The 22264-nt window shown below is 42.2% G+C and carries 22 protein-coding genes and 3 pseudogenes; 10 read left to right on the top strand and 15 right to left on the bottom strand.

Annotation, left to right across the window (positions count from 1 at the left end):
* Nucleotides 1–125: 125 nt before the first annotated feature.
* Nucleotides 126–270 (top strand): annotated as a pseudogene (locus AC2VE5_RS17820) (adenylyl-sulfate kinase); the annotation flags it as partial.
* 86 nt (nt 271–356) lie between these two features.
* On the opposite strand, the gene AC2VE5_RS17815 reads toward AC2VE5_RS17820, so the two are convergent.
* Genes AC2VE5_RS17815 through psbQ form a run of 3 tightly spaced genes read right to left on the bottom strand, consistent with a single transcriptional unit; the run spans nt 357 to nt 2891 of the window.
* Complete coding sequence (locus AC2VE5_RS17815) at nt 357–1202, bottom strand: alpha/beta fold hydrolase (protein WP_486889057.1); 846 nt, start codon at nt 1200–1202, stop codon at nt 357–359.
* A 50-nt stretch (nt 1203–1252) separates the two neighbouring features.
* Nucleotides 1253–2374 carry an NAD(P)/FAD-dependent oxidoreductase gene (locus tag AC2VE5_RS17810; RefSeq protein WP_486889056.1) on the bottom strand — a complete coding sequence of 374 codons (1122 nt, stop codon included), beginning with the start codon at nt 2372–2374 and terminating at the stop codon, nt 1253–1255.
* Nucleotides 2375–2420: 46 nt separating this feature from the next.
* Nucleotides 2421–2891, bottom strand: coding sequence for a photosystem II protein PsbQ (psbQ, locus tag AC2VE5_RS17805; RefSeq protein WP_486889055.1), 471 nt, complete (start codon nt 2889–2891; stop codon nt 2421–2423).
* Nucleotides 2892–3121: 230 nt separating this feature from the next.
* Between psbQ and AC2VE5_RS17800 the strand changes: the two genes are divergently transcribed.
* The gene (locus AC2VE5_RS17800) at nt 3122–3541 is read left to right on the top strand and encodes a hypothetical protein (RefSeq protein WP_486889054.1); all 420 of its coding nucleotides are present in this window, start codon (nt 3122–3124) and stop codon (nt 3539–3541) included.
* Here AC2VE5_RS17800 and AC2VE5_RS17795 read toward each other — a convergent pair.
* On the bottom strand, nt 3538–3954 hold the full coding sequence (locus tag AC2VE5_RS17795) for a thiol-disulfide oxidoreductase DCC family protein (RefSeq protein WP_486889053.1): 417 nt from the start codon (nt 3952–3954) through the stop codon (nt 3538–3540). The two genes, AC2VE5_RS17800 and AC2VE5_RS17795, sit on opposite strands and share 4 nt — an antisense overlap.
* Nucleotides 3955–4224: 270 nt before the next feature.
* On the opposite strand from AC2VE5_RS17795, the gene argJ reads away from it, so the two are divergent.
* Nucleotides 4225–5571 (top strand): bifunctional ornithine acetyltransferase/N-acetylglutamate synthase, encoded by a 1347-nt coding sequence (argJ, locus tag AC2VE5_RS17790; protein ID WP_486889052.1) that lies wholly within the window; start codon nt 4225–4227, stop codon nt 5569–5571.
* A 7-nt stretch (nt 5572–5578) separates the two neighbouring features.
* Here the strand turns inward: argJ and AC2VE5_RS17785 are convergent, their stop codons facing one another.
* The gene (locus tag AC2VE5_RS17785; RefSeq protein WP_486889051.1) at nt 5579–6466 is read right to left on the bottom strand and encodes a mechanosensitive ion channel family protein; all 888 of its coding nucleotides are present in this window, start codon (nt 6464–6466) and stop codon (nt 5579–5581) included.
* Between the two features lie 93 nt (nt 6467–6559).
* Nucleotides 6560–6784, bottom strand: a complete 225-nt coding sequence (locus AC2VE5_RS17780) for a hypothetical protein (RefSeq protein ID WP_486889050.1) — start codon at nt 6782–6784, stop codon at nt 6560–6562.
* Between the two features lie 386 nt (nt 6785–7170).
* On the opposite strand from AC2VE5_RS17780, the gene uvsE reads away from it, so the two are divergent.
* Together uvsE and AC2VE5_RS17770 are read left to right on the top strand one after the other, a co-directional pair.
* Nucleotides 7171–8100 (top strand): UV DNA damage repair endonuclease UvsE, encoded by a 930-nt coding sequence (gene uvsE / locus AC2VE5_RS17775; RefSeq protein ID WP_486889049.1) that lies wholly within the window; start codon nt 7171–7173, stop codon nt 8098–8100.
* A 28-nt stretch (nt 8101–8128) separates the two neighbouring features.
* A complete protein-coding gene (locus AC2VE5_RS17770; protein ID WP_486889048.1) occupies nt 8129–9712 on the top strand; it encodes an Hsp70 family protein in 1584 nt (527 codons plus the stop codon).
* On the opposite strand, the gene AC2VE5_RS17765 is transcribed toward AC2VE5_RS17770, so the two are convergent.
* Both AC2VE5_RS17765 and AC2VE5_RS17760 read right to left on the bottom strand, forming a co-directional pair.
* Nucleotides 9692–10369 (bottom strand): glutathione S-transferase family protein, encoded by a 678-nt coding sequence (locus AC2VE5_RS17765; protein ID WP_486889047.1) that lies wholly within the window; start codon nt 10367–10369, stop codon nt 9692–9694. The genes AC2VE5_RS17770 and AC2VE5_RS17765 overlap by 21 nt on opposite strands.
* A gap of 42 nt (nt 10370–10411) precedes the next feature.
* The gene (locus tag AC2VE5_RS17760; RefSeq protein ID WP_486889046.1) at nt 10412–11005 is read right to left on the bottom strand and encodes a 2OG-Fe(II) oxygenase; all 594 of its coding nucleotides are present in this window, start codon (nt 11003–11005) and stop codon (nt 10412–10414) included.
* A gap of 117 nt (nt 11006–11122) precedes the next feature.
* Between AC2VE5_RS17760 and AC2VE5_RS17755 the strand changes: the two genes are divergently transcribed.
* The gene (locus tag AC2VE5_RS17755; protein WP_486889045.1) at nt 11123–11251 is read left to right on the top strand and encodes a hypothetical protein; all 129 of its coding nucleotides are present in this window, start codon (nt 11123–11125) and stop codon (nt 11249–11251) included.
* On the opposite strand, the gene AC2VE5_RS17750 is transcribed toward AC2VE5_RS17755, so the two are convergent.
* Nucleotides 11248–11883 (bottom strand): bifunctional 4-hydroxy-2-oxoglutarate aldolase/2-dehydro-3-deoxy-phosphogluconate aldolase, encoded by a 636-nt coding sequence (locus AC2VE5_RS17750; RefSeq protein ID WP_486889044.1) that lies wholly within the window; start codon nt 11881–11883, stop codon nt 11248–11250. The genes AC2VE5_RS17755 and AC2VE5_RS17750 overlap by 4 nt on opposite strands.
* A gap of 156 nt (nt 11884–12039) precedes the next feature.
* Here AC2VE5_RS17750 and AC2VE5_RS17745 point away from each other — a divergent pair, with 156 nt between their 5' ends.
* The 4 genes from AC2VE5_RS17745 (at nt 12040) to AC2VE5_RS17730 (ending at nt 16730) form a co-directional block, all read left to right on the top strand.
* Nucleotides 12040–12882 (top strand): DUF2382 domain-containing protein, encoded by an 843-nt coding sequence (locus AC2VE5_RS17745; protein WP_486889043.1) that lies wholly within the window; start codon nt 12040–12042, stop codon nt 12880–12882.
* A 108-nt stretch (nt 12883–12990) separates the two neighbouring features.
* Complete coding sequence (locus AC2VE5_RS17740) at nt 12991–13896, top strand: DUF2382 domain-containing protein (protein WP_486889041.1); 906 nt, start codon at nt 12991–12993, stop codon at nt 13894–13896.
* 278 nt (nt 13897–14174) lie between these two features.
* Nucleotides 14175–15134, top strand: coding sequence for a DUF2382 domain-containing protein (locus tag AC2VE5_RS17735; protein ID WP_486889039.1), 960 nt, complete (start codon nt 14175–14177; stop codon nt 15132–15134).
* 213 nt (nt 15135–15347) lie between these two features.
* Nucleotides 15348–16730: a DUF2382 domain-containing protein gene (locus AC2VE5_RS17730; RefSeq protein WP_486889038.1), complete on the top strand. Its 1383-nt coding sequence runs from the start codon at nt 15348–15350 to the stop codon at nt 16728–16730.
* Between the two features lie 86 nt (nt 16731–16816).
* Here the strand turns inward: AC2VE5_RS17730 and ftsH3 are convergent, their stop codons facing one another.
* From ftsH3 to AC2VE5_RS17700, 6 genes and pseudogenes are all read right to left on the bottom strand, one after another.
* A complete protein-coding gene (gene ftsH3 / locus AC2VE5_RS17725) occupies nt 16817–18655 on the bottom strand; it encodes an ATP-dependent zinc metalloprotease FtsH3 (RefSeq protein ID WP_486889037.1) in 1839 nt (612 codons plus the stop codon).
* Between the two features lie 128 nt (nt 18656–18783).
* Nucleotides 18784–19572 carry an aminotransferase class IV gene (locus AC2VE5_RS17720; protein WP_486889036.1) on the bottom strand — a complete coding sequence of 263 codons (789 nt, stop codon included), beginning with the start codon at nt 19570–19572 and terminating at the stop codon, nt 18784–18786.
* A 255-nt stretch (nt 19573–19827) separates the two neighbouring features.
* Nucleotides 19828–21087, bottom strand: a complete 1260-nt coding sequence (locus AC2VE5_RS17715) for a glutamate-5-semialdehyde dehydrogenase (RefSeq protein ID WP_486889035.1) — start codon at nt 21085–21087, stop codon at nt 19828–19830.
* Nucleotides 21088–21090: 3 nt separating this feature from the next.
* Nucleotides 21091–21498, bottom strand: a complete 408-nt coding sequence (locus tag AC2VE5_RS17710; RefSeq protein WP_486889058.1) for a hypothetical protein — start codon at nt 21496–21498, stop codon at nt 21091–21093.
* 65 nt (nt 21499–21563) lie between these two features.
* Nucleotides 21564–21752 (bottom strand): annotated as a pseudogene (locus tag AC2VE5_RS17705) (YgjP-like metallopeptidase domain-containing protein); the annotation flags it as partial.
* 7 nt (nt 21753–21759) lie between these two features.
* Nucleotides 21760–21984, bottom strand: a pseudogene (locus AC2VE5_RS17700) (type I restriction endonuclease subunit R); the annotation flags it as partial.
* Between the last annotated feature and the right edge of the window lie 280 nt (nt 21985–22264).

Genomic DNA, 22264 nt, shown 5'->3' with positions numbered 1-22264 from the left:
CATATTTGAGTGCTTTCTCCAACATTTCTTTGCTTTCAGATATCTCCACTTGGAACGGACGACTCATAACTTTTCCTTTCCCCTTACACTTATGCTAATTTAGCGCACCTTCATTCAGAATTGGTATAACAAAATTTACTGGTATAAGACGATCCTTACGGGCCACCAATTAATCCGGAAGTAGAGTGTAGAACCGATCGGAAAAGTTTGGAGCAGAGTGTAGCCAAAGTATTGGCTCAATTAGCCCGTCTGGAGAAAGAACATTGTTAAAAATTGCTTGAATAAACTTGGCAACGAGTATTTGTTATTTCGCCTGGGTATTAATACCCAGGCTCGTATTTTTTTGAATCTAGCCCCTAACTGACACGACGTACGAAAGGTAAAAGGCTCTCTAAAACTACATCGTGGTAATGCTCTTGAGGATAATGTCCAGCCTCTTCTAACTTGATAAATTCTGAATGCTTGATAGCGTCAGCAAAGTTTTGTGCCATTGTCGGCGGTAGCCAAGGATCGGTCATACCCCAAATAATTGCTGTGGGATACTGCCATTGTTTAAATCCAGCTTCTATCTCTGCCATCGCTGAGGGCATTTGCAGATTGCGGATTGCGTACATCAAACTGCGTCCGGCGGAGGAGCTTTTCAAAAACGGCTGACGGTAAGCATCCAAATCGCGATCGCTTATTCGATACCGACTACCACCTTCAAGAGTGCGATCTACAAGTAAAGGATCTTGAGTCAACATATCCCCAGCTAAAGGTAAACCCCATTGTTGCATTTGCCAGGGGAGCTTGGCGTTAGAGGCAAGGGGTGTGTTTAAGATAGCTAAACTTTCAATTTGCTCGGTATGGCGCAAAGCATACTGCAAGCCAACTGAACCTAAAAAGCCTTGTACCACCAATGAAAAGCGTTCGAGTTTTAATGCTTGTAGAAATTGGGCTAAAGCATCAACAAAAGCGTCAGGAGTATAGGCAAATTCTTTTTTATCAGGTTTAGCAGAAAAGCCAAAACCAAGCCAATCTGGGGCAACAGCCCTTGTACCTTGGTTTGCCAAGGCAGGCATGATTTGCCGCCAACTATAGCTTTGGGAGGGCAAACCATGTAATAAGACGACAGGCAATAAGTCGGTTTCGCTTCTAGGCACAGACTCGCGGTAAAACCAATCGAGTCCGCCCACTTTAATTTTATTTTCTGTAACTATCACGCTATTTTGCAGAAGCTATTTATTTCGTTACGATACCAAGAAACTGATAGCTATTTACTGTCTATCAATTTAATAATTATCTGCGCTGTTGCTGGAGCCAATAAGACACCATTACGATAATGCCCAGTAGCTAAGAGAACGTTACTAAACCCCTCTAAAAGTTCAATTATCGGTGCGGGACGCGCTTCAGGACGCGGACGCAACCCAGACCATGTTTTGATGGTAGTCGCAGCCGCTAACGCCGGACAAAAGGAATTGGCACTTTGTCTAACTTCTTCAAGTTTGACTGCTTCTGGCACAACTAAATCTGGTTCTAAAGGAAATTCTACAGTTGCTCCAATCCAGTAATCTGTTACGGGCGCTGTTGTCAAACACGGCACTATATGCACGTCATTACCAGTAATTACGGGTTGAAAATCTAGATTTCCTAAAGAGTTTTGCAAGCGGACGTGGATGGCTTGACCTAATACGGCTCTAATATCAAGTTTAGGCGCGTCTAACACGCGATCGCCAATCGGTAAAGCTGTCAAAGAACCTAATCCGGCAGCCACTACCAACCAATCTATTTCTAGCTGCGATTTGCCTGTCTGCACGGATTTAATATTGTCGCCAACGGTAGTAGTGAAATCGTATTGCAAAGAACTGACATCAAAATGAAAAGTAACTCCCCGGCTTTTTGCAGTTTCTACCAAAGCCAAAGTTAGAGCAACAGGATCTACTTGTAGATCTTGGGGAGAATAAACCGCGCCAATAATGTTTTCGCAATTTATTTGCGGACAATGGGCTTTTAGTTTGGGGATATCCCATAATTTTAGCTGCCATCCTTGCTCGGAACGGATGCGAGCTAAATTTTCCCATTTACTCAAATCTTCTCCCCTTGGGCAAAGCTTCAATATTCCCTGTTGATTGCAAGGAATGGTTCGCCCTGTTCGCGCCTCTAGTTCGGGAATTAGAGTGGTATAGCGCTCGATGCTATGCGATCGCATTTGCCACGCTCTGCCCTTAGTTTTGTGGCTGATGACACCCATTAATACACCTAAAGCGGCGGCGGTAGCTCCTTGAGCGGGTGGTTGTTTATCTAAAACTGTTACGCTTAGTCCGGGAATCAGACTTAGTTCATAGGCGATCATTGCCCCGACTACACCGCAGCCGATAACTACTATGTGACTCATAATTATTTTAGGGAGAGACGTTTGATCCAAACGTCTCTACTTTGCCCTAATCCTCTACCTGGGGAGGTACAGCTTGTTTAGGAATCAAATCTACAAATTTATTGATATCTGCTAGGGCAGTTTGATAATTGCGTACTGCTCCTTGGGTGCTATTTTCTTCAATTGCTTGCTCAACTTTTACTAAGTCATCAAACAACTCCCGCGTAATTTGCCGCGCTGCTTTTTGCTCTGTAGGCAGCAAGTTGCGCGTTATGTAAGTCATTTTTAGCCGCAGTTCACCCAATGGACCGTGAATAAAATTCCTGACCCCGATCCAATCTCGCCGTTGAATTAGGACGGGAATTTCACTCATGCGATCGCGCAAAGCCAATAGAGTGGGGGCATATTCCTGAATTTGCTCTATTTGAGCCGGAGTATAAGTTGGAGGTACTTTAGCCACTGTAGGACTACTACAACTAACAAGAAATACTGCCACAATAGCCAAAATCAAGGACAGAATCGACCGAAAACGCACCATAACCTAAATTTTATCTGTTAACGAACAGTGTCATTTTAGATCGCTACTGAGCTTAATCGCCAAACAAAGGCGCTCTTACTTTGAAGCAAAAAACTTAGCTATTAAAGCAAGTATTAATGCTTACTTTAATAGCACCACAATTGTTTTAAACTTTGATAAGCTGAAACATAATAGCCGTAACATTTCTGGCGATATATCGCCGCTACACCCAAGCTCGGAGTGTTTTTCTTGTGAATGCAGCAGAGGCGGCAACAAACCTAGAAGTTACAAGTAAAATTGCCGCCGTCGTCAATTTGTTTAAAAGTGAGTTTCCCGAAATCAAATCGGATCTCAAACCTTGGCATAACGATCCAGAAACCAGAAAGTTGATCGATCCAGATTCTATTGACATTGGCTTGCATTTCCCTGGTAGGAGTAAGTTGTTTCAAAGTCGCAGTATCTTAATTCAGATTCGTTTTTACCAAGATCCAATAAGTGACGAGGTTTCTTGCATTGGCGTAGAAGCGGCGGGATTCGATCATCGGGGCAAACAATGGCGACTTTCTACGGTGGATGACTGGCGTTGTGAAGGAGAAACCCAACCCAAACCTGAAGCTAGCGAACAGTTGAAACACTTTTGTCGCCAGATTATTGAGTTATTCAATACTTAGATTTCTCTACTAGAATTACAGCCGCAATCAACGCTATAAGAGGAATTGTAGGTGCTAGAACGTTTACCAAACCAACTGTAACGGTTGTCGCGGATTTGTTCGTAAATGCGATCGCCTGCCCATTTTAATCCGGGTAAAACTCGGTAAGCGGTGACAAATACTGCTCCCAAGGGTAATAATTCTCCAATTTTTTCGGCGGCGGCGCTACCTTGCCAACGTCTTTCGGGGGCGCTGGCATCGATGACAATCATTCCTAGTTCGCAATTACTGGGTGTGATGTTCCAGCGCTTGAGAGTATCCTCTGCTTGCATTGGTGCGTACTGGAATAATGCTCCCTGGTCTATAGTTTCTAGCAGTTGTACTAAAGAGGTGCAGAGGTTGCAGTTGCCGTCGTAGATGACGTAGTAAGTCATGCAGATAAAAATGTTAGGTGCATCTTCTATCTTAGGATCTACAAAGCTTTACTATAAGAAAAACCGGGACTTAGGGGGGAGACCCCCTGCAAACAATGTCATTTCTGTAAGCGTTCAAGCTCTGTGCGTTCAGCAGTATTTTGGTGGGGGTTAATGTCTTATCTGTAAGTACCCTGGATTTTGGGAAAGAGAAGATTGTCAGATTGCTTTGATTGCTAGGCGAAGTAAAGCTATAATTCCAAGCTAAAGAAGAATGTACAGGCAAACATAATGGCAGACTGGCACGAAATTAGTGGGGGCGTGACTGCACCTAAAGGCTATCGGGCGGCGGGAATTAAGGCTGGTTTAAAACCTTCGGGGTTGCCAGATTTGGCGCTGATCTTGTCCGATGTAGATGCGATCGCAGCAGGTGTATTTACAACCTCTCAAGTTCGTGCTGCCTGTGTCGATTATTGCCGTCAGTTATTGCAAGCTAAACCTAGCGCTCGTGCCATTCTTTGTAATGCTGGACAAGCAAATGCCGCCACAGGTTCTCAGGGCTGGCTCAATGCTCTTGAAAGTGCCATGCTGTTAGGTCAAGCTTTGGGTATTCCGTCAGAATCAGTTTTACTTGCTTCTACTGGGGTCATTGGACAACAAATAAAAATGGAGGCAATGCGATCGGGTATTCCTCTCGTTGTGGCGGCGGCTTCGGATACTGGTAGCGATGCGGCGGCTCAAGCAATCGTTACTACGGATTTAGTGACAAAATCTATTGCTCTTGAAACTACCATTGGCGATCGCCCGGTACGGATTGGGGGTATTTGTAAGGGTTCAGGGATGATTCACCCCAATATGGCTACGCTCCTTGCTTTTGTGACTTGCGATGCGGCGGTTTCTCCGGCGCTGTGGCAACAAATGTTGAGCCGCGCTGCTGATAAAAGTTTTAACCAAATTACGGTTGATGGCGATACGAGTACCAATGATGCGCTTATTGCTTTGGCTAATGGACAATCGCGCACTCCAGCAATTACCGAAATGGGTGCGGAGGCAGAGAAGTTGGAGGCAATGTTGACGGCGGTATGTCAGCATTTGGCAAAAGCGATCGCTCGTGATGGTGAGGGTGCTACTTGTTTGATTGAGGTGCAAGTTTCTGGCGCTACGGATGAAAAAGCTGCTAGGCAAGTTGCTAAAACGATTGTTGGTTCGGCTTTGTTCAAATCTGCCGTTTTTGGTCGCGATCCCAATTGGGGCAGGATTGCGGCGGCGACGGGGCGGGCTGGTGTCCCTTTTGAGCAGGAGAATTTGCGAATTATGTTAGGGGATTTTCTCTTAATGGAAAATGGTCAACCTTTAGCTTTCGATCGCGTTGCGGCAAGTAACTATATGAAACAAAAAGCGAATAGTGTTGTGCCTAACCAAGGGGTGGAGAAGCTTAGTGTTAATAGTAGTAATGATTTATTGTTGGTTGAAGATGGTGGATCTGTACCTTTTGAACGCAGTGCTGCTGGTCGTTATTTGAAAGATGACACAACTTTAATCTCTGTCAGTATTGGCAATGGTTCGGGAATGGGTACGGCTTGGGGTTGCGATCTCAGCTACGATTACGTGAAAATTAATGCCGAGTATACTACCTAAATTCTCGCTATCCTAAATCGCTGCTGGCGGAAGTGGGAAAATGATCGCCTTCTTGCCCGTTATTGTAATAATACAGGGTGCGAATCGGGTACGGGATGGGAATATCAGCTTGTTCGCAGGCGGTTTTTAAAGCAATAATTACGCGGGTTTTTGTTTGGCGCACTTGAACTTTTTGCGGCATTGTCCAGTAACGAATCATTAAATCGATGGAACTATCGCCAAAGCCTACAGCATCTACTTCCGGTAAAGGAGCGGGTAATACTCCGGGTACGGTTGCAACGGTTTTGACTAAAATATCTATTGCTTTGGTTAAAGGTGTATTGTAGTCGATGCCTAATGCTAAATCTGTCCGGCGGTGAGGCATAGCGGTTAGTACCTGCACGGGACTTGTAAATACAATAGAATTGGGAATAACTACGCGCTCTCCTTGGTAGGTTTTTATTTGAGTAGAGCGGATAGTAATGTCTTCAATAGTTCCTTCAAACTCATTAACAATAATTTGATCTCCTAAGCGAAAAGGTTCGTTTAGTAGCAATAATATTCCTGCTAAAAAGTTCTTGAAAATATCTTGAAAAGCAAAACCAATTGCAACCGAGCCTAAACCCAATAAACCAATAATATCGCCCAATCCCAAGTCGGGAAAAGCCATTACGCAAGCAAATAAAGTTCCCGCTACCCAAGCTGCTACATAGCTAATTTGAGTTAGTAGCGATCGCAATGAGTGACTTTTTAGCACCCGTCTTCCCGTTGCTGTCGCTATCCGCTTGGTTAAATTAGCAACATAACGAGTAATAAACAGGATTGCGATCGCAAATATTATTCCTGGCAATGACTCAATAACATTACCAGTTAGGCGTATTAAGCTCAATTTGATTTCTTGTAGTAAGGCGTTCATCGGCTAAAACTTATTTTGCCTAGAATTTTACTACTTATTATCTGCAATACTTTTACGCCGTCTAGGGAAAGCTGCTTGTAATTTCAGCTAATTTCAGTCTGAAGCTCTAGATGCAGGCTTCAGAAATAGCCAGCTTACAAAAAAGAAAGATGCCGTAAAAAGCTGCACTATATCCAATGCTGACAAATATCCATCGGATAGTGAAGCGATCGTTCTATCGGTGATCCCAAACAACCAAGATGAAGTACCAAGCAGCCAAATTCCGTTCTTTAGACTACCTAAAAACATTGTTGCTTCTGACGATTGCTGACTATTCATTACGCTAATCTTTTTTGAGATGAGTTTGTATTTAGATAGACCTATTTAGATGGTGCAAGACAAAATTGAATGTTGTCCCCCCTTGGATTCTTACTTTAAGAAATGTCTCTTTTGTTTGCCATTACTCTAAAGAAGTATTTAGATATATTGACAAGTTGTACCTCAGCATTTATAAGAGTATTTTCAAAATATGCTTTGTTAGGGGTAATCCTAGCGATTTGACATAGTTGCCTAAAAAGATAAATTCGTAAAAGCCTGTAGGCAAAACTAAGTCGTAAAATCTATCTTTAGATGGATGAAAATTAGTTCAAGAAAAAATTCTGCCTTCAGATACTTAATAATCAGCAAACAAATGGCTTTAATCAAAAAAAATTAAAAAGATATTTATGACTGTCGCTCAAATAAATGAAAAAGCACTGTTACATCGCCCAATCTTGGGATTAGTTTGTATTACAGCTTCCAAAGAAATTCGCTACCGGACAATTACCCGCACTCGTTACTTAAAATTAAGCGAAACCGAACGCCAAACCACTCTTACAAATCTCTACAGTGACAATATCAGCCGCCTAGATAAAGCCGTAGATTTTTGTCAGCAACACTCAATCAAGCTTTATAGACTACCTTCAGGTTTGTTCCCAATGAGCGATTGGGAAGACAATATCGGCGAAACAATCCTTGACTCAATGAGCGGACAATTAGCTTTAATTGGCGCAAAAGCACAGCAATTAGGAATTAGGTTAGTATCTCATCCCGATCAATTCGTAGTTTTAAGTTCCGATTCCGCGCAAGTATTGGCAAATAGTATCAAAATCTTGGAAGGACACGCAAAAGTATTTGATTTACTGGGTTTACCGCGAAGTCCTTGGGCATTAATGAACATTCACGGCGGCAAATCGCAACGAATAGATCGGCTTGTGGAAGTATTGGCAGAATTACCCGCCCATATTCGCGATCGCTTAACCTTTGAAAATGACGAATACTCCTATAGTTCCGCCGAAATATTGGAAGTATGCAATGGATCTGGCGTACCAATGGTATTTGATGCGCATCATCACATCTGCCACGAAGGTTTGACAACCTATGAAGATCCCTCTGTCGCCGAAATGTTTTATGCAGCGAGAGAAACGTGGACTAATCCAGATTGGCAATTAGTACATATTTCTAACGGACAATCTAGCTTTGGCGATCGCACTCATAGCGATTTTATTACCGATATGCCTAGCGTATACCGCGAAGCACCTTGGATCGAAATAGAAGCTAAAGCTAAAGAGGAAGCAATTTATCGTGTAGAAGCCGAATGGCTTATGAGAAAATAATTTTTAGCACACCGCCGCACCGCTATCTATGCTTGCAATTGACTTTGGTACAAGTAATACTTGTGTAACTCGCACTAATCCCGTTACTGGACAATCAGAAACTCTTAGCATTCCTGGTTTATCTCAGCAAATAGGGACTAATCCGCCCTTAATTCCTAGCCTAGTGTATGTAGAAAACGCTGCTGAGGGTAATGTATTAATCGGGCAACAAGTACGCGATCGCGGATATGACAGTAAAAACGATCCGAGATTTTTCCGCAGCTTCAAACGCGGTATTGGCGCAAATATTCAGGGCTTTTTACCGGAATTAGATGGGCAAATTGTCTCTTTTGAGCAAGTAGGAACTTGGTTTTTAACTAATCTAATTTCCCAATTAGGAAGCATAGAATCTTTGGTTTTAACCGTACCTGTAGATAGCTTTGAATCTTACCGTCATTGGCTAGGGGAAGTATGTCAAACTTTGCCTATAGAGCAAGTTAGAATGCTTGATGAGCCTACAGCCGCCGCTTTGGGTTATGGCATGGCGGATAAAGAAAATTTGCTAGTAATTGATTTTGGCGGCGGCACATTAGATTTATCTTTGGTACGAATAGATCCCAGTATTCAAGCAGGTAAAACTCCTTTGGGATTTTTGCTTAAATTCGGGCAAAAGTCCTTAGCTGAAAAATCCGGGCAAAAACTAAAAACCGCCCGTGTACTAGCTAAAGCTGGGCAAAATTTGGGCGGTACAGATATCGATAACTGGTTAGTCGAATACTTTGCTCTAACTCAAGGATTAGCCGCTACATCGCTAACAGCTAGGCTGGCGGAACGGGTAAAAATTCAACTATCTTCCCAACAGCAAGCAAGTGAAGTTTATTTTGATGATGAAACCCTAGACAGCTACGAATTAGAGTTAAATCGCGATACTTTAGAAACAATCCTCAAAGAACACCAGTTTTTTGAGCAACTAGACGAATGTATGACGCAGCTATTGTATCAAGCCCGTAGACAAGGCTTAGAAATAGCTGATATTAATGCAGTGCTATTAGTTGGTGGTACATCGCAAATGCCCGCCGTACAAAATTGGGTGCAAAAATACTTCGATCCAGCATTAATTAGCAATCAAAAACCCTTTGAAGCGATCGCATCGGGCGCACTTCAACTCACTCAAGGTGTGGAAGTAAAAGACTTTCTCTATCACAGCTACGGTGTTCGTTATTGGGACAGGCGCAACAATCGCCACAATTGGCATCCTTTAATTAAAACCGGACAACCTTACCCAATGCAAGATCCGGTAGAGCTAGTATTAGGCGCTTCTGTCGAAAGTCAACCAAGTATTGAATTAATTATTGGCGAATTGGGGGGCGAAACGGGAGCAACAGAGGTTTATTATGATGGCGAGATGTTGATTACCCGTCGCCAAAAAGATAGTCAAATCCAAGTACAGCCCTTAAATGATTCTGATGGTGCTGCAACTATTGCTCAATTAACGCCCCCAGGATTTCCGGGACGCGATCGCATTCGGGTTTTATTTTACGTTGACGAGCAGCGTTTTTTAAGAATGACGGTTGAGGATTTACTTACAAATCAAACGTTATTGGAAGATCGATTAGTAACCCAGTTGAGTTAGTTTTTCCTCGCTTTTAGTTTTTCGCCTAATTTGGAGTTGAACCCACTTTTGCCATCGCTGAAAGCTAAATTCATCGGGTTGAGTTTGTTGCCAAGCTGGGCGATCGCTAATACGTTGTCGCCAAGCCTCTAAGCAAGGGTAGTTATTCAAGGAGACTCCCAAACGATGAAAAAGCGGAATCGTCGCACCCGCCACAATATCACCCAGATTTAGGTGATCGCCTCCAAAATACGTTTTGCCTTGCAACTCATTATCTAGAAACCGCCAAGCCGTAGCTAGGTGCGTCTGTTTAGCATCAGATAAAGGCTGCTGTTCGGCATTAACAACAGCAGTCACATTTGACATTAACTCGTTCACGGTGACTTGTTGCACCATCCGCATTTTAGTAATTGCTTGAATTTCAGTTGGAATTAAAGCTAGATCGGGATAACGCAGTTCAAGATAGTCTAAAATTGCCAAAGATTCAATTACTCGAAAATCACCATCTACAATAACAGGCACATGGTGAAAAGGATTAATTGTCAAAAATTCTGACTCAAACTGCTGACCTGTTCCTAGATTAACCTCAATAGGCTGGTAAGAAATTTGTTTTTCTAGGAGTCCTAGCCACACCCGCCGCGAAATTGGCGAAAGTGGGTGGTAATAAAATTTCAGCATATTAGACCTATTGCAAAAATAAAGTCTTCAGCCAATATAACTCTATTTCAATTTTCTAGACTCAATAGTAAATTCAGGAATTTGCTCAAGTTCGCGTTCTACAAGATTATATTGTTCGCAAACTAAACTTAAGCGATTGGAAACTGCACTTTTAACTTCATTGACTGAGTGAGTCAAATCTCCTTGAAAAAGGACTAAGGTATTGTATTGCGGCTTGATACAGCCGACTTGTTTTTTTCCGTGACGTAATAACAATTCGCCACCTTCTAACTCTGATGGAACTTGCACGTACAAGACGCTTACCATTGCAGGCGGTTCGATAGTTTTGCAATAAGAGCGCAAACTGCGATCGATATGTGGATCGACGCGCGAACCTTGATTTAATACCAAAGGATTGAGATAAAATGCGTTACAGTCTTCTTGCAAAGCTACACCCAGATAGTTTTTAAAAAACGGAAAGCAGCGTTCAACCTCGCTAATATGCGAGCGCTGGAATACTACAGAAAACCCTTTTGTTGCTACAAAGTCGCGGTTGAGATTATTAACTGCTAAATATGGATTTGCTAAAATCTTTGCTTGCAATTTGGTGAGGTAGTTAGGTTTAAATGTATTTTGTATAGTACGGTAGTAGCTCATAGATTGGGCTTGTTTAAGCTTTGCTGTAAAAGTAATATTTTGATTGCATATTTAGCTTAAAAATAAAGTATTAAGCAATACCTATTTTATTTAGAGCCAGCAAATTCAAAGCTGGTATTGAGTGTTGGTTATGTACCATTACCAAAAATTGCGCTGCAATCGGCAAAATCTCGGTTCAACCGGGGACAAACTGGTACTATATTCGGCGGTAAAGGCTCGGTAGTTGGCATACAACAAGAACTTTAAAGTTGTTGCACCAAGGTTTTACATCGATTGGCGATCGCGCTCCAATCTCCCACAGCTACCAATTCTTGGGGAAATAACTCTCTAGAAAGCCCAATTGCGATCGCGCCTGCTAGTAAAAACCCTTTAGCATTATCTATCGTCACGCCTCCGGTAGGAATTAGCGGTATGTGTCCAAGCGGTGCTTGCAGGCTTTTAATATAGCTTGCTCCCCCGACGGCTTGCACGGGGAACACTTTTACACAACTTGCGCCTGCATTCCAAGCAGTAACAATTTCTGTGGGGGAAAGCGCCCCCGGTATAATAGCTATACCTATTTTTTCCGCCGCTTTAATCATGGTTACATCAGTATGGGGTGTAAACAAAAATTGCGCTCCAGAGGCGATCGCCCGCTCTTGTTGCTCTAGGTTCAACAGCGTTCCCGTCCCAATGGTACAACCTGGCAATTCGGTACGCAATTGCGAAATTACTTCTTCTGGGCGATCGCTATTCCAGGTAATTTCAATTAATTGGATGCCCCCTTTAGCTACAGCTTTTGCCATTTGTAGAGCCAAATCTTTATGGCTAGAGCGGATAACTGCAATTATTTTACTTTTCTGCAATAAAGATAACCAATTTTGACTATAGGCTTTCATTTATTAAAATACTCATACTAAAAAGCAATTTGTATTTCTCCATTACAGCTTTTATTCAGCCTAAAGAGCGAGTTAGTTCAGCCATCAGAAGGATGAAATTAGTTATGTATATTCTTAACCTAGTTAAGTAGGTAATATGATGTATCAGACAAAACTATGCCCCTTTACAAGCTTGAAGACTTCGATCCAAACTATTGTCAAACCTTCGGTGGTGAAGATGTAAAAGCAATGGATCTCTATACCGAAGGTGGTAATCGTATCGGTAAAGTGGCTGATGCTTTAGTTGACAAAGAAGGTCGATTTCGGTATCTAGTCATTGATACAGGCATAGATAATTCGGGTAAACGAATCTTATTACCTATAGGTCTTTCTCGAATAGATTCCAACGCTCAGCGCGTTTATGTAGATGGTCTAAATAAAGAACAAGTAGAACACTTACCTGCGTACAACGACCGCATTGTAGTTGATTATGATTACGAGGAGCAAGTTCGCGGAGTATATCGCCAAAATCCTGCTCCTCAATCTATTGACCGCAATACCTATGATTACCAGCAAGAGCCTTCTTTGTATGGCTTAAGCGAACAAAATCATCAAACCTTCAAGCTATACGAAGAAAGATTAGTTGCTAGCAAAAGTCGGGTTAAAACTGGTGAAGTAGCTGTTGGTAAACATATTGAAACTGAAACCGCCGTAGTTTCTGTACCAATTACTAAAGAAAGAGTAATTATTGAACGAACAACGCCTTCTACTGTAGGTCGAGTAGTTTCCTCTGACGAAATTGATTTTCAATCAGGTGAAGTCGCTCGTATAGAATTATACGAAGAAAAACCAGAGTTTCACAAAGAAACTTTCATCCGCGAAGAAGTCCGGGTAACAAAAGTTGTTGAGCAAGATACCGTAGAAGCTCAAGAAACTATCCGTAGAGAAGAATTAGATATTGATACTGAAGGCAATCCTAATATGTCTGCCGATACACCAGTCATAAATGACAGCATTTAATTAGTTAATATCTAATTTTTCTCTAAGAGGACAGCAGAATAATATATTTTGCTGTTTTTCTCAAAAGCAGGTTATTCAAACATTAAAAAAACTCTGGATTATTTATATATGGCACTGTATAAGTTAGATGAATTTTACCCCAATTATCAACAAGAATTATTTGATGGTGAAGACATCAAAGGGCTTGATGTCTATGCAGGAAAGTCGGATGATAAAATCGGCAGTATAGAAAATGCCTTGGTTGACGAGCAAGGTCGCTTTCGTTATTTTGTAATTGATACAGGCTTTTGGATTTTTGGTAAAAAAGTTTTATTGCCTGTTGGTAAATGTCATATTGATGCCAAAGCAAAACGGATAAATGCTATAGGTATTGTCAACAAAAAGCAAATAGAAGACTTACCTGAATATCACGAGAGTAAAGTTCCCGATCGCAAACATGAAGAGCAGATCAAACAGGCTTATCACTCTCCAGTAATGAAGTCTTTAGAAGAACCTACGGTAGTAGCATCATCTGCGCCAACTTCCTACCCGATCGCAGCAAGCGAACGGTTAGAGCATAGCTCTAATCGCCCTACTTATGATTATCATCAAGATCCATCTTTATACAATTTAGATCCTGACAATCATCAAACTCTCAAGTTATATGAAGAAAGGCTAGTTACTAACAAAAAACGTCAGCAAACTGGGGAAGTAGTTTTAGCTAAGCACGTTGAAACTGAAACCGCTAGAGTTTCCCTACCTTTAGAAAAAGACCATATCGTTATTGAACGCAGCATTCCTACTAATAGAAATTTGGCTTCTGTTGGAGATGTAGATTTCCAGGAGGGTGAAATAATTAGAATGAAAGTTTATGAAGAAACCGCAGATGTTCATAAAGAAGCTTTTGTTCGCGAGGAAGTAACAATTAAAAAAGAAGTGGATGTTGATATAGTTAAGGCGAAAGAAACCTTACGCCGAGAGGAGCTAGATATTGGTACGAAAGGTCGTCTAGACATTGATACTCAAGATAGTTAGATGTTTATTTGACAAGTAATTATCCAGCATTTCTAGCATACTTAGAAATGCTGGATAATAGGCGAATATATTCGGTACAATTAATTTTAATGTGTGCAAATCTATAAAACATAATATTTTTCAAGAATTACAAATATTAACTTTTGTTGCTGTACAAATATCTATCTTTTGTAGTTAATCCAATGTAGTTTAAGTCATTCGTTAGGAAGATGGAAAAAAGTTAATGAATTAATAGATTAGTTAAGTAACAAGAGGAAAAAAATAGAGGTTTTCATAGTATGGCATTAGTAAAAATATCCGATTACGATCCAGATTATCGCGAAAGTCTTGGAGGTTCCGACCTCAAAGGTATGGGAGTATATACCCAAGCGGATGAGAAAATTGGCAGTATCCACGATGTTTTAGTAGATGAAGAAGGACAGTTCCGCTACTTGGTAGTAGACTTAGGTTTTTGGATTTTTGGCAAGCAAGTTTTACTGCCAATTGGACGTTCTCAAATCGACCAAAGTTCTGACCGCGTATATGCAATTGGTATGACAAGAGAGCAAGCGGAAAACTTACCAGAATTTAGCGATCGCCTAGCTTTGGATTACGATTACGAGGAGAGCGTCAGAGAAGTATACCGTACTCCCGCAGTTGGGGCTTCTACAAGCGCAGTAATGGACACTGCTAGACCTGCTACTATGCCATTGGAAACTTCTGCACCATTAGAAGCTTCTGCGCCATTAGAGGGTGTTGCTCCTACTGCTGGCATGACAGGCGCTCGTACAACTCCAGCCTACAGCCGCGATACTTATAACTATCAACATGAGCCAGAATTGTTTGATGTCAACCATACTAACAACCAGACTCTTAAGCTATATCAAGAACGCTTGATCGCCAACAAAAAACGTGTTAAGACGGGTGACGTTACCGTAGGGAAGCACGTTGAAACTGAAACAGCAAAAGTTTCAGTACCAATTGAAAAAGAGCGCGTTGTGATTGAGCGAGTCACCCCAACGGACGCTGGTGTAACTGTAAACCCAGGCGAAGCTACATTCCGTGAGGGCGAAGTCGCTCACGTTGAACTCTACGAAGAAAGTGCTGATATCCACAAAGAAGCCTTTGTTAGAGAAGAAATCAAAGTCAGAAAAGAAGTAGAAACCGAAACTGTTGAAGCAAAAGAAACCTTGCGTCGCGAAGAAGTGGATATCAATACTGGTGGAATCCCGGTTGATGAAAGACGCGATCGCATCTAAGCTAGGTTAGCGACTTTCCATTTCTAGTCTAAGCTTTTGTCTAACGGCTTTCTAGATCAACTGGTGCAGGCAGGGCATAAAGTATGCCCTGCCTGCACTTTTGCAGATAGACTACACTCATAATAATTGTCAATTTGCTTTCCTGAAGTTATCATTTGTTCTTATTGAACAAATTGAAAAACAAACACAGAAAATCAATAGGTAGTAATAAATATGAATAATTCAGACCGTAATTTTTCTGAATACGAAGATACCGATCGGTCAAATACTGAGTCTTCTAATACACAAAACGACTCTAAAGAACAAGATAATAAAAATATTGAACCTTTATTTGAATCGCAAAATTTTCCTAACCAATCGTCTGATGATGACTTAATGAGTCTATTTGCCAATTCTGGAATGTTAGAAGAAGAGACGAATACAGAATTATTTACTAATTCTGAAATGATGTCAATGGGAGAAGAAACAAACATTTTTAATACTCCCGAAATTCCAGGAGAAACAAATGAGATGGACTTATTTAATTCTCCTGAATTGATGTCAATGGGAGAAGAAACAGACCTCTTCAATACGCCAGCAATGATGCCGATGGAGGAAAGCACAGAACTATTTAACACGCCGGAAATGCTGGGAGAAACAAGTGAAATGGACTTGTTCGATACGCCGGAAATAATGTCAATGAGTAGTGAGAGTGACATGGACTTGTTCAATACGCCGGAAATGATGTCGACGAGCAATGAAACAGACTTGTTTGATACGCCAGCAATGATGTCGATGGAGGAAAGCACAGAACTATTTAACACGCCGGAAATAATGTCAATGAGTAGTGAGCTTGATAATAGTAGTCAACCTGCCGAAATACCAGAAGAAACCAGCGAGACAGAATTATTTAATACGCCAGAAATGATGTCAACGGGAGAAGAAACAGACATTTTTGCTACTCCCGAAATAATGTCAATGAGTAGTGAGCTTGACAATAGTCAACCTGCCGAAATGCCTGAAGAAACCAGCGATATGGACTTGCTTGCTACATCAACTGATGATTTAAACCAATTTATAGAAATAGTGGCAATGGAAAGTGAAATAAATTCAAATCAGCAGCCAGAAATAGTAGAAGATACAAATGACCTAGGTTTAGGAGCAGCAATAGCTGCGTCGGCGAGTATTCCTTTACTAGAAGAAAGACTGAGAGTAGACATTAATAAGGAGAAAATCGGTGAGGTAGTTGTTAGAAAAGAAATTGAAACTGAAATGATTCAAGTTCCAATTAGACGAGAAAAATTGATTGTTGAACAAGTAGGTGAAGAAACTATCCAACTTGCAGAAATCGATCTAGGACACAGTGAAATTCAAGGAGTTGAGTTAGCTACAAGTCAATCAAATATTCCTCAAGCTGTAGCTACAACCAATGAAATGATTGTAGCAGGCGAATTTACCTCAGCTAAAATAGCCAGCTTACTCTTAAATGCGATCGCTTTAGAACGCCGTCAAGGATGCAAAAAAATCAAAATAGAAATTGTTGTAGATGATGCTGAGCGTCAACAAACCTATCAAGAATGGGTAGATCGTTGCTCAATTAAGCCATCGCGTAACTAAAGCTCCACGTTGCAACCTTTCAATCTCACAAAAAAAGCAGGGTAATTCTAGCACTAGAATTACCCTGCTTTGTGTATATCCGTTGCTTATGCCAACGACGCAGTTTTTACATCGCTGTTTGCCAATAACTCTTGCAACTCATCAGCGTCTACAGTCTCTTTTTCAATTAGCATATTAGCTAAAGTATCGAGAATATGACGGTTGCTGACTAGCACTTCCTTGGCTCTACGGTAAGCTACATCAACAAGCTTGCGTACCTCATCATCAATGGCGGCGGCGGTTTCCTCAGAGAAATCGCGTTCGGCAACAATATCCCGACCGAGGAACATATTACCTTGTTGACGACCCAGAGCAACTTGTCCTAAGCGATCACTCATCCCAAATCGAGTTACCATTTGACGAGCTACTCGCGCTACCTGTTGCAGGTCATTGGAAGCGCCTGTAGTGACTTCTTCCTCACCAAAGATCAATTCTTCAGTAATGCGTCCGCCTAAAGCTACAGCCATCTGATTCTCTAGGTAAGAGCGGCTATATAATCCCGTATCCATCCGATCTTCACTGGGAGTAAACCAAGTCAAACCACCCGCACGACCGCGAGGAATAATACTAATTTTCTGTACGGGGTCGTAATCTGGCATCAACGCACCAACTAAAGCATGACCTGCTTCGTGGTAAGCTACCAAGGTTTTGCGCTTTTCGCTCATTACCCGGTCTTTCTTCTCAGGTCCAGCTAGTACGCGATCGATGGCATCATTGACTTCATCCATAGAGATTTCGGTCAAACTGCGACGCGCTGCCAAAATTGCCGCTTCATTAAGCAAGTTAGACAAATCGGCACCCGTAAATCCAGGAGTCCGACGAGCAATTCTATCTAGATCGACATCTTTAGCTAAAGTTTTGCCGCGAGAGTGAACTTTAAGAATTTCCGCGCGTCCAGCGTAGTCAGGGCGATCTACCACAACTTGGCGATCGAAACGACCTGGACGTAATAATGCTGAATCTAGTACATCTGGGCGGTTAGTTGCAGCAATCAGAATAATTCCTGTATTGCCTTCAAAACCATCCATTTCGGTAAGCAACTGGTTGAGAGTCTGCTCTCTTTCATCGTTACCGCCGCCCAAACCTGCACCCCGTTGGCGACCTACTGCATCGATTTCATCAATAAATACGATACAAGGAGCATTAGCTTTGGCTTGCTCAAACAAATCGCGGACGCGCGACGCACCCACACCCACAAACATTTCAACAAATTCCGAACCAGAGATCGAGAAGAAGGGAACCCCTGCTTCTCCAGCTACGGCACGAGCTAGGAGGGTTTTACCAGTTCCGGGAGGTCCAACTAGCAGTACGCCTTTAGGAATTTTCGCGCCTACCGCCGTGAAACGGTCAGCATTTTTGAGAAAGTCTACAACTTCGTTTAGCTCTAGTTTTGCCTGATCGATACCCGCAACATCGCCAAAAGTGATTTGGGTCTGCGGCTCCATTTGGACTCTAGCTTTTGATTTGCCAAAATTCATTGCTTGACTACCAGGACCGCTTTGAGCGCGTCGGAGCAAGAAAAATAAGCCAACCAATAGCAGCACTGGCACAAATATACTGCTGAGTACTCTAAACAAGGTACTATCATCAGCTTGAGGCGAAACCACTATATCAACGTTATTTTTACTTAAAATATCGATCAAGTCAGGATCGTTAAGTAAATTTACTATTTTCTTTTCACCGTCTTGAGGCGTTACCTGCGCTCTAGTGCGATCGGCACTAAGGCTTACGCGCTCAACTTTGCCTTCTTGAACTTCTTGAATAAATTGACTATATCGCCATGTCTCTCGGCTTTGGGGTTGTTTTTCAAAAAATGCTGTTCCCAATGCTAAGACTACAATGCCTAGCAGAACGTACAGCCCCGCGTTTCTCCAGCGTTTATTCACCGAGGTTATTCCTCCTAACCTTAATTAACTTAAGAAGGTGTTTTAAGTTAAATGTTAACTATTCTTAATCTAGCTTAGAATTACAGCAGTTGCCATGTTAGGGGATCGCCGTTGAGCAACAGAGTTTATTACTCTACAAACAACCCTTGGAGGAGCTTCAAGGCAGGATGATGAGGATCGTAGTACGTTTTCGTTGTTTGTTGCAATATGGTGTGGAGCGGTACAACTTGGACAACACTATTGCTATAGGCGATCGCATCAAACTCAGTTACCAATTGGCGCTGCCAAGGTGCTTGTTTTACTTCTAAGTTTTGCCCCTGTAACCATTCAATAAGCCGCGATCGCACAATTCCCGGCAAAATCCCCACTTCTAAGGGTGGTGTCCACCAACAGCCATCTTTCCAACCCCATAAGTTTCCGGTGCTAGTCTCTAACCAATCACCGCTCCTAGAATCTACCAAAATAGCCTCCTGCGCCGATCGCGATCGCGCCAAACTTTGCGCTAACCACGCACTCAAATAATTTCCAGTTTTATGAGCCGCCAGAGCGCGCTCTAATTCCACAATGTAAGCCGCTCGACCACGATTTTGATCTTCAATCAACCTTGCGGGTAATTCCCGCCCCGTAATCCATTCGCGCCCATCAGGAAACAAAGTAATTCGCAGCACGGGAAAATATTGCAGCATAGAAATCGCACCTTGTTGCACTTGCTCCCAATTTGGTTGTTGCCAATCAAAAGTTTGCAAACTAGCAGATAAGCGATCGCAATGCGCCGCCCAATTAGTCAGTCGGGAGTCTAAAGAGTGCCGATACACCCGCACAGTTGTAAACACAGTTGCCCCATACAGTAGTCCTGGATCGTCAATTGCCAATTCCAGAGTATTGCTTGCAACCAAGCCGCCGTCATACCAAAACATATTAAAGGACGCAAAACCTAAAAAACAGAGGTTTGGTAGAGGCAACTTTCCATTGAAGGTCTTTGACTTTCTTAAAAATAAAATCCAAACTCTTTAGCCCTCACCTGAATACTGCTGAACGCACAGAGCTTGAACGCTCACAGACATGACATTGTTTGCAGGGGGTTTGGGGGGCAGACCCCCCAAGTTCTGGTTTTTCTTAGAGAAAGCCTTCAAATGCTTTAAGTCCTGATACAAAAGAATTTTGAAGATACTTCAAAGCCTGCCATTTCCTTGGACAATATGCTTAAGCGTAGTCAAAGTTTCCAAACTAATCAAACCGCGCCTTTGTCCTTTTTGATTAGACATACCCAAAAACACCGAGTCGCCCTGAGATGGATTGCGTGAAAAGCGAGGAGAAGCATTGATATAAGTAGAAGCGCTACTTACACCTAAAGCAAAATAGCGGCTTTCTTGATAAGACTCCGTAACAATACAGTCCGCGTGACCGCTACTATGCAAATTAATTAGCGCGATCGCTTCCTCCAAATTATTCACTACCCTAAAAGCAACAATCTTCTTCAAATACGCCCGACCCCACTCCTCCGCTAATTTCAAGTCTCCAAAAGCCTTACAAAGTTCTTCATCGCCTCTAATTTCAAAACCTTTTTCTTTCAAATTGTTCCACAGAGTAACAAGAGAAGACGGTTGGCTAGAGCGATGGATTAACACCTTTTCAATAGCATTTACTGGATCGGGCTGGCTTTGATGACTATCTAAAATCATCGATCGCACCATCTCCAAACTGCCCGACACTGCCCAATACAAGTAACAATTGCCCATAGCCGTCTTTAACACTGGGGCGGTTGATTGTCGCATTACCTGCTGTACCATACTCGGACGACCATAGGGAATCACCAAATTTAAGTACCGATCTTGAGTTATCAAATCTCTAACTACTGCACTCCCGCCCTCGCTTCCTAGCAACTGCACGCTTGCATCAGGCAGATCTGTTCCTTCTAAAGCCGATTCAAGGGCATTAAAAATCGCTTGATTAGAATGACTAGCCTCGCTACCGCCTCTGAGGATTAAACTATTACCAGTTTTGATACACAACCCCGCCGCGATCGCCCCTAACTCTGGAAATGCCTCATAAATTAGCGCTATGACTCCCAAAGGCATCAACTGACAGTAAGTTTGGGAGTCTTGGAGTTGATATTCTGCATTTCTTACCCGACGTAAGGGGTCGGGTAACTTACCCAAACGCTCCAAAATTTCTATAGTTGCTTGCAATCGTTCTGGGGTCAGCTTCAGCCAATCTAAAATTAGCTCTGGTACTGCCATTTCGCGACTAGCTTCGAGATCTAGAGTATTTGCCTCTAAAATGTCATTTACCGACCGTTGCAGAGCTTGGGCTATCGCCGAAACTGCACGACTGCGCTCTGCTCCCTTAGTAATGCTCAATTTTAAAGAAGCTTGGTAGGCGCGTTCTACTGTAACCACAGGTTCAATATTTGCAGCCACATTATCGGTCATTTGTCAGCGCCTGTAAGTAAGCCAATTTATAAATGCTGGTATTATAGCCACAATTAAGGCTCCGATCGCCCAAATCAAGAAGTTCGCCCCACTAGGTACTTGTAATGCTGATGGCAGCCACACAAATAGTAATACTACTATTGCACCTATTGCTATAGGTAAATAACTTTGTTTTAAGTGAGATTGAGCCGTTATCCACCGATTTCCTACCCATCGCCAAGTTGGTTTATGGGGGTAAGTAGTTGATAGTTGCTCTAAAGCATAACCATTTTCTTCAACTACAAATATTTTTTGACAGCGATCGCACCCCATGGCATCGGTGAGGACAATCGGAACCAACCGCCCTTGACGGCGACAGGGACAAGGGTAGTCGGTATTCAAATCAATTTTTTGCGGCTTATGAGATTGCACGAGCGATCGCACTGCGTAGTAAATAGTTTTTCTTGAGTGTAGCTGAAATATATTTCTATATAAACCTAATAAATCCAATTTTCATCAGCCAAGGGTTCCCGCTTGAGGATATCGCGGCTTCGCTGCCATTGCGGTAGGTATTTATCCATGTAAGCCCGGAAGACTTCGTTGTGATAGCGCTCTAGTAGGTGTACTAATTCATGGACTAAAAAGTATTCCAGGCATTCAAGGGGCTTTTTAGCAAGTTCCAAATTATAGCCCGTAGACTTTACACGCTTGGTAGATACTGGTACAAACTAGCATGGCATTACCGCGTCCATTTATGAGGCGCGGCTTGGTGTCTATATCGAGCAAAATATCTTTAACTATCTGTTCTAAGCGCGATTGGCTAGAAAGCACCTTTTGCAACGTCCCCCATTTTTGTTTGAGTTGGGTTTTGGCAATGTCGGACAATCCGCGAGTCTTGGCTTCAAACCACTGGTCAATGAGTCAGTTATAGCAACAGTGTTTTAGAAAACGGTAGGTTTTTCTATCTAAATCAAGAAATTTGGAAAAATCCATCGGGTTCGACGGCGGGTAAAAACTTGCGGGTGTCTGACGGTAATTTTTCTAAAAATACAACTAGACACCATTGTTCTAATACCAATTCTGAATGAAGGTGCGCTAAATTAGCATAAGTGTAAGGGGAAAGGAAAAGTTATGAGTCGTCCGTTCCAAGTGGAGATATCTGAAAGCAAAGAAATGTTGGAGAAAGCACTCAAATATG

It is taken from the genome of Aliterella sp. E5.1 (assembly GCF_057473825.1).
The sequence above is the reverse complement of the archived record's forward strand: the minus strand, read 5'-3'. Positions and strand labels throughout refer to the sequence as shown.